11 protein-coding genes are annotated in these 12,127 nt (G+C 69.5%); 4 read left to right on the top strand and 7 right to left on the bottom strand.

Features of this window, described 5'->3' with window-relative positions; translation table 11 throughout:
- The first annotated feature begins 12 nt into the window (after positions 1-12).
- On the top strand, positions 13-717 hold the full coding sequence (locus ABZ434_RS33825; RefSeq protein ID WP_359145167.1) for a transglycosylase SLT domain-containing protein: 705 nt from the start codon (positions 13-15) through the stop codon (positions 715-717).
- Positions 718-854: 137 nt separating this feature from the next.
- The gene (locus ABZ434_RS33820; RefSeq protein WP_359145164.1) at positions 855-2,264 is read left to right on the top strand and encodes an AI-2E family transporter; all 1,410 of its coding nucleotides are present in this window, start codon (positions 855-857) and stop codon (positions 2,262-2,264) included.
- Between the two features lie 76 nt (positions 2,265-2,340).
- On the opposite strand, the gene ABZ434_RS33815 is transcribed toward ABZ434_RS33820, so the two are convergent.
- Together ABZ434_RS33815 and ABZ434_RS33810 are read right to left on the bottom strand one after the other, a co-directional pair.
- Positions 2,341-2,874: an alkyl hydroperoxide reductase gene (locus ABZ434_RS33815; protein ID WP_250967916.1), complete on the bottom strand. Its 534-nt coding sequence runs from the start codon at positions 2,872-2,874 to the stop codon at positions 2,341-2,343.
- Positions 2,875-2,886: 12 nt separating this feature from the next.
- Entirely contained in the window at positions 2,887-3,441 is a 555-nt protein-coding gene (locus ABZ434_RS33810) for a peroxiredoxin (protein ID WP_018100933.1), read from the bottom strand.
- A 132-nt stretch (positions 3,442-3,573) separates the two neighbouring features.
- Between ABZ434_RS33810 and ABZ434_RS33805 the strand changes: the two genes are divergently transcribed.
- Entirely contained in the window at positions 3,574-4,539 is a 966-nt protein-coding gene (locus ABZ434_RS33805; RefSeq protein ID WP_359145159.1) for a hydrogen peroxide-inducible genes activator, read from the top strand.
- A 21-nt stretch (positions 4,540-4,560) separates the two neighbouring features.
- On the opposite strand, the gene ABZ434_RS33800 is transcribed toward ABZ434_RS33805, so the two are convergent.
- From ABZ434_RS33800 to ABZ434_RS33780, 5 genes are all read right to left on the bottom strand, one after another.
- Positions 4,561-6,957, bottom strand: a complete 2,397-nt coding sequence (locus ABZ434_RS33800; RefSeq protein ID WP_359145157.1) for an FtsX-like permease family protein — start codon at positions 6,955-6,957, stop codon at positions 4,561-4,563.
- The gene (locus ABZ434_RS33795; RefSeq protein WP_359145154.1) at positions 6,954-7,640 is read right to left on the bottom strand and encodes an ABC transporter ATP-binding protein; all 687 of its coding nucleotides are present in this window, start codon (positions 7,638-7,640) and stop codon (positions 6,954-6,956) included. The genes ABZ434_RS33800 and ABZ434_RS33795 overlap by 4 nt, the downstream gene beginning before the upstream one ends.
- Positions 7,637-8,161, bottom strand: a complete 525-nt coding sequence (locus ABZ434_RS33790) for a PadR family transcriptional regulator (RefSeq protein WP_359145151.1) — start codon at positions 8,159-8,161, stop codon at positions 7,637-7,639. The genes ABZ434_RS33795 and ABZ434_RS33790 overlap by 4 nt, the downstream gene beginning before the upstream one ends.
- Positions 8,162-8,250: 89 nt before the next feature.
- Positions 8,251-8,499: a hypothetical protein gene (locus ABZ434_RS33785; RefSeq protein WP_359145148.1), complete on the bottom strand. Its 249-nt coding sequence runs from the start codon at positions 8,497-8,499 to the stop codon at positions 8,251-8,253.
- A complete protein-coding gene (locus tag ABZ434_RS33780; protein WP_359145145.1) occupies positions 8,496-9,467 on the bottom strand; it encodes an SPFH domain-containing protein in 972 nt (323 codons plus the stop codon). Before ABZ434_RS33780 ends, ABZ434_RS33785 begins: the two co-directional genes overlap by 4 nt.
- A 222-nt stretch (positions 9,468-9,689) precedes the next feature.
- On the opposite strand from ABZ434_RS33780, the gene ABZ434_RS33775 reads away from it, so the two are divergent.
- Entirely contained in the window at positions 9,690-11,990 is a 2,301-nt protein-coding gene (locus ABZ434_RS33775) for a transglycosylase domain-containing protein (RefSeq protein WP_359145142.1), read from the top strand.
- Positions 11,991-12,127 lie beyond the last annotated feature (137 nt).

Genomic DNA, 12,127 nt, shown 5'->3' with positions numbered 1-12,127 from the left:
GAAGGACACCGTGTGAGCCGGATCTCGGTCCGGGGGTTCGCCGTGGCATCAGCCACAGCGGTAACCACCGTTGGCGCCGTCGTAGGCGTTGCATCGGGCAGCACTCCTGCTGCCGACGACAACAACTTCGAGGCGACCGCAGCCGACACCACGCTGCTCGCAGACATCCCCGCGGGCCAGCAGGCCCAGGTGCAGACCGCATCGCTGACGCAGCAGGCCGACGCCCAGGCGTCCGCGGCCGACGCGTCGGCGAAGAAGTCCGCCGAGGAATCAGCCCGTGTGCAGGCCGCCAAGGACGCCAAGTCCAAGAAGGCAGCGGCCGAGGACAGGCTGGAGAAGGAGCGCCAGGAGAAGGCGGACCGCGCCGAGCGCGCCAGCCGCTCCGAGGTCCGCAGCGCCTCGGCGTTCGCGACGCAGGGCTCCTACACCGTGGCCGAGGTCCAGGCGATGGCTCGTCAGATGATCCCCGGCGACCAGTTCCAGTGCTTCAGCAACATCGTGAACCACGAGTCGAGCTGGAACTACCGGGCGAGCAACCCCTCCTCGGGTGCCTACGGCCTCGTCCAGGCGCTGCCCGGCTCGAAGATGGCGTCCGCCGGTGCCGACTGGCAGACCAACCCGGCCACCCAGATCAAGTGGGGCCTGAACTACATGGACAGCCGGTACGGCAGCCCGTGCGGTGCCTGGTCCTTCTGGCAGGCCAACCACTGGTACTAGAACCTTCCGAGGTTCAGGTCTCAACCTCACGATGCCCCCCGCCGTCCTACGGTGGGGGGCTTCGCGCGTGTACGGTCGGGCGGAACCGTTTCCCGGGGGGAACGGTGGGGAGAGCGGACGGGGGTAGAGGAACCGTTATGTCGAAACTGCCGGGGTGGCTCGGACAACTGGGTGGCGAACTGACCAGGCTGGGCGAGCGCCTGGACGAACGGCGGGCCGAAGCGGGTGCCGAGGACGACGAGTCCTCGATGCGGACCGCCGCGCCCGCACGGGACGCGGGGGCCGACGGGAGCGAGGCCGCGGCCGACCATGTGCCGCCGCCTCCCGCGTACGCCCCCTCCGTCTCGGCGCGCCCCGATCCGGTCGCGGCCATCCCCTGGGGGATGCGGGTGGCGGCCGAGGCGGGCTGGCGGCTGCTGGTCCTCGCCGGGACCCTCTGGGTGCTCATGCGGGTCATCAGCGCGGTGCAGCTGGTGGTGCTGGCGTTCGTCGCCGCCCTGCTCGTCACCGCGATGCTCCAGCCGACCGTCGCCCGGCTGAAGCGGTACGGGCTGCCGCGCGGACTGGCCACGGCGGTGACGGCGATCCTGGGCTTCGTCATCATGGGCCTGGTCGGCTGGTTCGTGGTCTGGCAGGTCATGGACAACATCGACACCCTCTCCGACAAGGTGCGGACGGGTATCGACGACCTGAAGAACTGGCTGCTGGACAGCCCGTTCCACGTGACCGACAAACAGATCAACGACATAGCGAAGAACCTCAGTGACACCGTCGGCACCAACACGGAGGCGATCACCTCCGCCGGACTGCAGGGCGTCACCGTGATGGTGGAGCTCCTCACCGGGATGCTGCTGGCGATGTTCTCCACGCTCTTCCTGCTGTACGACGGCAAGCGCATCTGGCACTGGGTGCTCAGGCTCGTCCCCGCCCAGGCCCGGCCGGGCGTCGCCGGCGCCGGCCCCCGGGCCTGGCGCACGCTGACCGCCTACGTGCGCGGCACGGTGATCGTCGCCCTGATCGACGCGATCTTCATCGGCCTGGGGATCTTCTTCCTCGATGTGCCGATGGCCGTACCGCTGGCCGTCTTCATCTTCCTGTTCGCCTTCATCCCACTCGTCGGAGCGGTGGTCTCCGGGGCGCTGGCAGTGGTCGTCGCCCTCGTCACCCAGGGCGTGTTCACGGCCCTGATGGTGCTGGCCGTGGTACTCGCGGTGCAGCAGATCGAGGGCCACATCCTGCAGCCCTTCATCCTGGGCCGCGCGGTGCGGGTGCACCCGCTGGCCGTGGTGCTCTCGGTCGCCGCCGGCGGCATGATCGCGGGCATCGGGGGTGCGGTCGTCGCGGTGCCGCTGGTCGCGGTGACCAACACGGTGGTCGGCTATCTGCGGGCGTACGGGCAGGAGGAGTCCCGCCGCCACTCGCCTCCGCCGCACGGCTCGACCTCACTGGACGCGGCGGCCAAGCCCGCGCCCGGCTCGCCGCCGGAGGAGTTCGACGACGGCAGCGACGAGGAGGAGCCCGCCGCGGAGGTGGCGAAGGCACCCTGAGCGGACACAGAAGAAGGGCCCCTCGGACGGTCGGTCGTCCTCGGGGCCCTTCTCGTATCAGGGGGTACTGCGGGTGCTACTCGGCGAGGACTGCCTCGGCGTCGAGGGTCACACCCACCGCCTGGATCACCGAGGCGATCTTCACGGCTTCCTGAATGGTCTCACGGTCCACACCGGCCTTGCGCAGCACCTGCTCGTGGGAGTCCAGGCACTGGCCGCAGCCGTTGATCGCGGAGACGGCGAGCGACCACAGCTCGAAGTCGACCTTCTCCACGCCCGGCTTGCCGATCACGTTCATCCGCAGACCGGCCCGGAGGTTCCCGTACTCGGGGTCCGACAGCAGGTGCCGGGTCCGGTAGAAGACGTTGTTCATCGCCATGACGGCGGCGGCCGACTTCGCGGCGGTGTACGCCTCCGCGGAGAGGTTGGCCTTCGCCTCCGGCTCCAGCTCGCGCAGCACCTTCGGCGAGCGCGAGGCGATCGCGCAGGCGAGGACGGTGCCCCACAGCTGCTGCTGCGGGAGTTCGCTGTTGCCGATGACCGAGCCGAGGTTCAGCTTCAGGTCCTTGGCGAAGTCCGGAACGGCAGCCTTCAGTTCGTCGAGTGCCATGTCGGTATCAGCTCACTCGCCCGAGAGGAGGGCGACCGGGTCCAGGGTGTTCTCGCCCTTGGTCCAGTTGCAGGGGCACAGCTCGTCGGTCTGCAGGGCGTCGAGGACCCGCAGGACCTCCTTGGGGTTACGGCCGACGGAACCGGCGGTCACCATCGTGAACTGGATCTCGTTGTTCTGGTCGACGATGAAGACGGCGCGCTGGGCGAAGCCGTCCTCGCCCTCGATGCCGAGGTCGCGCATGAGCTCGTGCTTCGAGTCGGCCAGCATCGGGAAGGGCAGGTCGGTCAGGTCCGGGTGGTCCTTGCGCCAGGCGTGGTGCACGAACTCGGAGTCACCGGAGAAGCCGAGGATCTGGGCGTCACGGTCGGCGAACTCGTCGTTCAGCTTGCCGAACGCGGCGATCTCCGTGGGGCAGACGAATGTGAAGTCCTTGGGCCACGCGAAGACGATCTTCCACTGACCCTCGTAGGTCTTGTGGTTGATCTGCTCGAACTCCTTGCCGCTCTCCAGCGAAACACAGGCGGTCAGGTCGAACTCGGGGAACTTGTCACCGACAGTGAGCACGCGCTCTCCTTACAGCATAGGAATTCCCTTTTTGGGGGAGTTCCTGAGGGTTGGACGATCTCCACCTTGGCACAGAGTGCATTGATCGCGGAAATAGCTACACTCGGTCGTGATGATCGGAGGTGCCTATCAGTGGCCCAGAGCAATCAGGGCATCCGGCCCAAACAGCCCAGCCTCTCGCAGCTGCGTGCCTTCGCGGCCGTGGCGGAGTATCTGCACTTCCGGGACGCCGCGGCAGCAATCGGGATGAGTCAGCCCGCGCTCTCCGGAGCCGTGTCCGCCCTGGAGGAGGCACTGGGTGTCCAGCTCATCGAGCGTACGACGCGCAAGGTACTGCTCTCGCCCGCCGGGGAGCGGCTCGCGGTGCGTGCGCGGGCCGTGCTGGCGAGTGTCGGTGAGCTGATGGAGGAGGCCGAGGCGGTCCGCGCTCCCTTCACCGGAGTGTTGCGGCTCGGCGTGATCCCGACCGTCGCCCCGTACCTGTTGCCTGCCGTGCTGAGGCTGGTCCACGAGCGCTACCCGGACCTCGACCTCCAGGTGCACGAGGAGCAGACCTCCTCGCTGCTGGAGGGGCTGGCGGCCGGGCGGCTGGACCTGTTGCTGCTCGCCGTGCCGCTCGGAGTGCCCGGGGTGAGCGAGATCCCGCTCTTCGACGAGGACTTCGTGCTGGTCATGGAACGCGACCACTGGCTCGGCGGACGGCAGGACATCCCGCGCGAGGCGCTGCGGGAGTTGCCGCTGCTGCTGCTCGACGAGGGGCACTGCCTGCGCGACCAGGCGCTCGACATCTGCCGTGAGGCGGGACGTACGGAGGGCGCGCCGGTCACCACGACCGCGGCCGGGCTCTCCACGCTGGTGCAGCTGGTGGCCGGAGGGCTCGGGGTGACGCTGCTGCCGCGTACCGCGGTGACCGTCGAGACCGCGCGCAACGACGCCCTGACCACGGGGTACTTCGCGGACCCCGCCCCTGCGCGGCGGGTGGCGCTGGGGATGCGGACGGGGGCGGCCCGGCACGAGGAGTTCGAGGAGTTCGCGGCGGCGCTGCGCGGGGCGATGAAGGAGCTGCCGGTGCGCGTGGCGACGGCCGGCCGGACCTGACGACGGTCCGGCCGGCCGGTCTCACTCGGTGCGCAGCCCCTCGGGGCGCATCAGGCGCCACAGCACCGGCAGGGAGAGCAGGGTGACCAGCAGGATGAGGCCTGCCCCCGCTCCCGCGAGCGGCAGGAACAGCATCCAGCCGGTCACCTCCTTGCCGACCATCCAGCACAGGGTGGCGCCGAGGGCGAGGCCGCCGGCCACGGCCACCGCGAGTCCGATGACCACCGGGATCGCGGTCTGCCACAGCACTGACCAGCCGAGCGTGACGCGGCGGGTACCGAAGGCGACCAGGACCGACAGCAGCCGCTTGCGCTCGCGCAGCTGTTCCAGCTGGGAGACCAGCATGGACGCGGCGATGAGCAGCAGGGTGGCGGTCGCACCGACCTGCAGGCCGGTCTGGATGCTGGCGTACTGCCGGTCGCGCTCGATGGAGTTCATGGTGACCAGGCGCATGCCGGGGTCGATCCGCGCCGCCGTGTTGCGTACGTACTCGGCGGCCTCCGGGACGTTCTCGTCGATGCGGATCTGGGAGACGGTCTCGGCTCCCGGGAGGGTCCGCGCGTCGATCGCACCGGGGGTGACCATGATTCCCCAGTGGTCCTCGCCGCTCGGGTCGGTCCGGCTCCCGACGGTCCGGGCGTCGGCCGGCAGTGTCCAGTGCAGCGGCTTGCCGCGGCCGTAGGAGTCGAACTCCAGGACCTTGCCCTTGCGTGCGGTCTCGTCGACCCAGCCGGCCTGTCCCTTGTCCTCGGGGTGGACGACGAAGGTGTCGCCGTCCCGGCAGGACGTGATCCGGGCGAGTTCGCGCAGGGTCGGGCAGTCGCCGACGGTGAACGAGGTGGTGGGCTGGATCTCGTCGTCCTTGTACGTCCCCGGCTTGGTCGCGTAGGCCTCGACCGTGCCGATGACCTGGGTGACGCCCTTGGTGGCCCGGAACTCCTTGATCGTGTGCACGGCGGCGTCGCCCCTGACGATCTCGGAGTTCGCGTAGAACTGGGCGCGTGACGTGTCCTGGCCGGTGATTTTGTTGAAGTCGTCGTTCATGGCGGCGAACAGCATCTGCAGGGCCACCGCTCCGGCCACGGCGACGGTGACGCCACTGACCGCGCGGGAGGCCGCCCCGCTGCTGAGCTGGAGCCGACGGGTGGCCAGCTGCCAGGGGACGGGGCCGCCGCGCAGCCGCTTGACGCATGCCTCGACGAGCCAGGGCAGGAGGAGGGCCAGTCCGCCCAGGACCAGTACCGCGCCTCCGGCGACCGGGTACGGGTTGACGGGGCCGTACTCCTCGACCTTGCCGGTGAGTCCGAAGACCGCGAGACCGCCGACCGGCAGCAGCAGTCGCCACCAGAGGCGCCGCTTGCGGCTGCGGCTGTTGCGTACGACGCCGAGGGGCTCGATGACCACGGACCGCATGGCCGCCAGGGTGACGAGCACCGCGGTGAGCGGGACCGCGAGGGCGATCAGCAGGGACAGCCGGGCGTCAGGGGTCAGGTCGGAGGGGAAGGCGCTGGTGTCCCAGACTTCGACGTGCCCGATGAACCGGCGCCCTGCCAGGAACATCGCCAGCCCGATCAGGAGGCCGAGGACCGAGCCGAAGAGTGCCTCACCGGCTGCGATCCGGCGGGTCATCCGGATGTCGGTGCCGACCAGGCGCAGGGCGGCGAGACGGCGGTCGCGGCGGTCGCCGCCGAAGCGCACGGCGGTGGCGATGAAGATGGCCACGGGGGCCAGCAGCACCACACAGATCATGATGGTCAGGACGATGAGCATCGGTGGCAGCGGATCGGCCGGCCCGGGGTCGCCGTATCCGGCGACCCGGTGGCCGCCGGCCGCGCCGGTCAGGGTGTCGCTGCCCGCGTAGAACCACAGCTCGCCGGGCGAGCGCAGTCCCGCGTCCGAGATCGTGCCGGTCACCTCGTAGGGCAGCCGCTCCTTGAGCAGCGTGTTCTCCGGGGCGTCGAGGAGCTTTCGGAGTGCGGGGGAGACGGCCATCTCGCCGGGGGCGGGGAAGGAGGTGATGCCCGGGGGGACGACCGGGTGGGTGCCTTCCGCGCGCATCAGGAAGCCTGTGATGGAGCGGTCGTGGTACTCGGTGCTCGCCTCGATCCGCAGGACCGTGCTGTCGGACTTCTTCGCCGAGGCGTCGGGGGATCCTGAGATCCTGGTCTCGGAGCGGGCCTGGTCACGCGCGGACCGTTCGTCGAGCAGGTGCGGAACGGAGGCGGCGGTGAGCAGCAGCGCCACACCGAGGCCCACGCCGACGGCGGTGAGCAGTGTGCGGATCCAGCCCTCGCGGCCGCCGCCGGCGGCGAAGCGGATGCCGAGCCCGAGATCGCGGAGCCAGGAGGCTGTGCGTGAGGGCGGTTCGGGAGGGTGAGCGGGCCCGGCCGGGGGCCTCTTGTCGTCGAGCAGCGTCATACGGCGTGCTCCAGGTCGCGGGCCCGGCCGTCGCGGACGGTGATGTCGCGGTCGGAGTAGGCGGCGACGCGGGCCTCGTGGGTCACCAGCACCACGGCGGCGTTGGAGGACCGGGCCGCTTCGGTGAGCAGTCGCATGACCCGCTCGCCGTTGAGTGAGTCCAGGGCGCCGGTCGGCTCGTCGGCGAAGACGACCTTCGGGGACGCGGCCAGGGCGCGGGCCACGGCGACGCGCTGGCCCTGGCCTCCGGACACCTCGCCGGGGCGTTTGGCTCCGATGTCGTCGACCTCCAGGCGCTGCATCCATTCCAGGGCGGTGCGCTCCGCGGTCCTGCGCCGGGTGCCGTTCAGCCTGAGCGGCAGGGCGACGTTCTCCACGCAGGTCAGCTCGGGGACGAGCTGCCCGAACTGGAACACGAAGCCGAACTCGCTGCGGCGCAGGGCGCTGCGCTCCGCGTCGGACATCGCGGACAGCTCGCGTCCGGCGTAGGTGATGGTGCCGGAATCGGGGGTGATGATCCCGGCCAGGCAGTGCAGCAGGGTGGACTTGCCGGAGCCGGAGGGGCCCATGACGGCGACGACCTCGCCGGGGTGGACGGAGAACGAGGCGCCGTCGAGTGCGGGGGTCGATCCGTATGTCTTGCGCAGATCCTGGGCGCAGAGCAGGGAGCCGGCGGGAATCACGGTGCCACCACTTTCGCGAGCTGGCCGAGTCGCGCGGCGGTGAGCTCCAGCCAGCGCAGGTCGGCTTCGAGGTGGAACAGTGCGTGGTCGCAGATCAGTTGGTCGGCGAGGTCGCCCTGGCGCTTGCGGTCGGTGAGGATGCGCATCATGCGCAGGTGCTCGGAGCGCTGGGAATCCAGGACGTCGGCGGCGCTGCGGCCGGTGAGCATGGCCAGGACGACCTTGGTGTACAGGGTCGACTGGAGGTAGGGCTCCGGCTTCTCGGGCTGTGCGAGCCAGGTGGCGACATCGGTGATTCCGGCGTCGGTGATGGCGTAACGCTTGCGTTCCGGGCCGCCGTCCGTCTCCACTCCGTCGACCTCGACGAGGCCGTTCTTGAGGAGGCGGGACATCGTCGAGTAGACCTGTCCGTAGTGCAGGGGGCGGTCGTGCCCGAACTTCTCGTCGAAGGTCCGCTTGAGGTCGTAGCCGTGGCGGGGGCCGGACTCCAGGAGCCCGAGCAGGGTGTGGCCGATAGACATGCCGATGACTGTACATGGTGTGTATACCTGCCGTGTATACCCGTCCGGTGGGCGGCGCGTGGCGGCCGGGGCGGTGAGGCCCCGGCAGGTCAGTCCGGGTCCGGCGCCTTGGGCGGGCGTCCCCGGCGCGGGATCGGCGCCGCGCCGCCGGGCAGGCGTCCCGCCTCGGCGAGTGCCCGTCGCAGCAGGAACTCGATCTGCGCGTTCGCGCTGCGCAGCTCGTCCGAAGCCCAGCGCGCCAGCGCGTCGTGCACGGCCGGGTCCAGCCGCAGCAGCATCTGCTTGCGCTGCTGCGGTCCGGACTGCGGCGCACGGCGCCGCGGAGTCTCCTCCGTCACTGGTAGAGCGTGCCCGTGTTGAGGACCGGCTGTGCGGCCCGGTCACCGCACAGCACCACCATCAGATTGCTGACCATGGCGGCCTTCCGCTCCGAGTCGAGTTCGACGATGTCCTGCTCGGCGATCCGGGTCAGGGCCATCTCGACCATGCCGACCGCGCCCTCGACGATCTGCTGCCGGGCCGCGACCACCGCTCCCGCCTGCTGGCGCTGGAGCATCGCGGAGGCGATCTCGGGGGCGTACGCGAGGTGGCTGAACCGGGACTCGATGATCCGTACGCCGGCCGCCTGGACCCGCGCGGTGAGCTCCACGGCGAGCTTCTCGGTGATCTCCTCGGCGTTGCCCCGGAGCGAGAGGCCGCCCTCCTCGTGGGCGTCGTACGGGTACTCGATCGCGATGTGCCGGACCGCCGCCTCGGTCTGGGTGGCGACGAACTCCAGGAAGTCGTCGACCTCGAACAGGGCCTGCGCGGTGTCCTCGACCTTCCAGACGACGATCGCGGCGAGCTCGATCGGGTTGCCGTAGGCGTCGTTCACCTTGAGGACCGCGGTCTCGTGGTTGCGGACCCGGGTGGAGATCTTGCGGCTGGAGGTCAGCGGGTTGACCCAGCGCAGGCCGTCGGCGCGGATCGTGCCCACGTACCGGCCGAAGAGCTGGATGACCCTGGCCTCGCCCGGTGCGACCATCTTCACACCGCCCATGCAGAAGAACGAGGCGATGGCGAGCAGGACCCCCAGGATGCACAGCGGGACGCCGAGGCCGTTGTTCCCGTTCGACCCTATGACGCCGCCGATGATGGCGAGACCGATGCCGAGGATCACTCCGATCACGGTCAGCAGGAGGCCGAGGCCGCCGGGGATGCTGTGCGCCTTCGTCTCGCGGACCTGCGGTTCCGGCATTTCCGGGGCGTCCGGAGTGAGATCTGCCTGCGGTCCGGCCGACGTGTTCGGGTTGAGCGGTTCGGTCATGGAATCCCCCGTTTCGACTGGCTAGCCATTCGCTAGCAATGTGATTACACATTAACGGTTCTCGCAACCCTGTGCACCCCTCATGAGTCGGTTCCCTTGGGAGCAGGTGCTGATTGTCACGTCCGGAAAAGGCGGGATCGATCGCTTTTTGCCCTTGCCAACGGTGTTAGCTGGCAGGTCCGAGCTGATCCGGTCGAGCAGAGAAGCGGGAGCAACACAGCAATGGGTCGAGCGGATGCGCGACGAGCCCAGCGGCGCGGGTCGCGGCGGGCCGGGAAGAGCGGCGGCATACGCGGACTCTTCACCTGGCGGAAACTACTGGGCGCGGCCTTCACCGTCTGCCTGCTGGGCATGGGCGGCTTCGCCGTGCTCTACCTGCTCGTGGACGTGCCCGAGGGCAATGCCCAGGCCAAGCTGCAGAGCAACATCTACAAGTACTCCGACGGGACCCTGCTGGCCAGGACGGGTGAGGTCAACCGGGAGATCGTGGACCTCGCGCAGGTGCCCAAGGAGGTCCAGATGACCTTCGTCGCCGCCGAGAACAAGTCCTTCTACCAGGACCAGGGAATCGACTTCAAAGGCACTGCGCGCGGCCTGCTGAACACCGTTTCCGGCAAGGGCAAGCAGGGTGGCTCGACCATCACCCAGCAGTACGTCAAGAACTACTACCTCGACCAGGACCAGACGGTCACCCGCAAGCTCAAAGAGCTGGTCATCTCGCTGAAGGTGGACCAGAAGAAGAAGAAGAGCGAGATCCTCGCCGGGTACATCAACACCAGCTACTACGGCCGGGGCGCCTACGGCATCCAGGCCGCGGCACAGGCGTACTACGGCAAGGACGCCAAGGACCTCGACGTCGCCCAGGGCGCCTACCTCGCCGCCCTGCTCCAGGCCCCCAGCCAGTACGACTGGGCCGTCGCCGGCCCGAACGGGAAGACGCTCGTCAAGCAGCGCTGGAACTACGTGCTGAACAACATGGTCGAGGAGAAGTGGCTGGACGCGGGCAAGCGCCAGGGCCTGAAGTTCCCGGTCCCGCAGGACCCCAAGCCGCTGAACGGGGCGGCGGGCCAGAAGGGCTACATAGTCGAGGCGGCCCGCAAGGCGGTGCTGGAGGAGACGGGGCTCAGCAGCGACCAGTTCGACCTCGGCGGCTGGACGATCACCGTCAACATCGACAAGAAGAAGCAGCAGCAGCTGGAGAAGTCGGTCGAGACGAAGCTGATCGACAACCTGGACACCAAGAAGCGCAAACTCGACCAGGACATCCAGGCCGGTGCTGCCTCGGTGGACCCCAAGACCGGCGCGGTGCTCGCACTGTACGGCGGGCGGGGCCAGAACGAGCACTGGACGTCGAACGCCGCCCGGCGCGACTACCAGCCCGCCTCCACCTTCAAGCCGGTCATACTCGCCGCGGCCCTCGACCAGGAGTCGGTGACGCAGGACGGCCAGGAGATCACCGCCAACACCCGTTACGACGGCACGAGCGAGCGGCCGGTCGTGGGCAGTGACGTCGCCTTCGCGCCGGAGAACGAGGACGACGGCAACTACGGCATGGTCACCGTCCAGACCGCGATGAACAAGTCCATCAACTCCGTCTTCGCGCAGATGGGCGTGGACGTCGGCATGGACAAGGTGATGCAGACCGCCGGCGAGCTCGGCATGAACGTGAAGGGCCTTCCGGCCGTGCCCGCGCAGACGCTCGGTTCCATGGGCGCGAGCCCGATGGAGATGGCCGGCATCTACGCCACGCTCGACAACCACGGCAAGAAGGTCACCCCGCAGATCGTGAAGTCGGCCGTGCACCAGGGCGACGAACCGGTGCGGATGCCCGACGCGATCGGCGACCAGGTGATCACCCGCCAGGCCGCGGACTCCGTGACCTCGGTGCTGACCGGAGTGGTCGACGACGGCACGGCCCACCGGTCGGTACGGAACGCGGAAGGGCTCGCCGAACAGCAGATCGCGGGCAAGACCGGTACGTCGGACGACAACAAGTCCGCCTGGTTCAGCGGCTACACCCCCGACCTCGTCACCTCGGTGGGCCTGTTCGGCGAGGCGGCCTTCGATCGCACCGCCGACAACGGCAAGAAGATCCACAAGGGCGACCAGGTGACCCTGAAGGGCGCCGGTGGCGGTGGCCGCGTCAACGGTGGCGGCTTCCCGGCCGAGATATGGGCGGACTTCACCGCGAAGGCCATGGGCGAACCCAGCAAGTTCGTGCTCGACACCGACATGGGCGCCGCCGTCACCCCGCCGCCGGACACGAGCTCCCCGAGCGCGACCACCTCGCCCTCCGACGAGGCCTCGCCCTCCGACGAGCCGACCACCGAGAAACCCACGGCCGAGCCGCCCACGGAGTCCGAGTCGCCGGAGACCACGCCGCCCGCCAGCCCCACCGGGGACCCCACGACGGAGCCGCCCACCGGCCCGACGACCGAGCCGGGCCCGTCGGACAGCGCCGAGCTTCCGCTGGACCCCGGAGGCAACAACCGGCCGGACAAGGACAACGCGGTGACGCGCTGACGCGCTGACGCGTCCGGAACGCGGGAACGGGCGGTGCGCGAGGGAGCCTGACGCCGCACCTCTCGATGACTCCCCTGATCTCCCTCTGACACCACTGGGACTGCGATCCATGACACAGCAGCAGACAGGCGGCGATG

It is taken from the genome of Streptomyces sp. NPDC005761 (genome assembly GCF_040630635.1).
GTDB lineage: Bacteria > Actinomycetota > Actinomycetes > Streptomycetales > Streptomycetaceae > Streptomyces.
This window is presented reverse-complemented; position numbering and strand designations above follow the sequence as displayed.

Coding starts and splice junctions, on each gene's coding strand:
- ABZ434_RS33775 (WP_359145142.1), top strand. CDS start 9,690: ATGGGTCGAGCGGATGCGCGACGAGCCCAGCGGCGCGGGTCGCGGCGG.
- ABZ434_RS33780 (WP_359145145.1), bottom strand. CDS start 9,467: ATGACCGAACCGCTCAACCCGAACACGTCGGCCGGACCGCAGGCAGAT.
- ABZ434_RS33815 (WP_250967916.1), bottom strand. CDS start 2,874: ATGGCACTCGACGAACTGAAGGCTGCCGTTCCGGACTTCGCCAAGGAC.
- ABZ434_RS33800 (WP_359145157.1), bottom strand. CDS start 6,957: ATGACGCTGCTCGACGACAAGAGGCCCCCGGCCGGGCCCGCTCACCCT.
- ABZ434_RS33790 (WP_359145151.1), bottom strand. CDS start 8,161: ATGTCTATCGGCCACACCCTGCTCGGGCTCCTGGAGTCCGGCCCCCGC.
- ABZ434_RS33820 (WP_359145164.1), top strand. CDS start 855: ATGTCGAAACTGCCGGGGTGGCTCGGACAACTGGGTGGCGAACTGACC.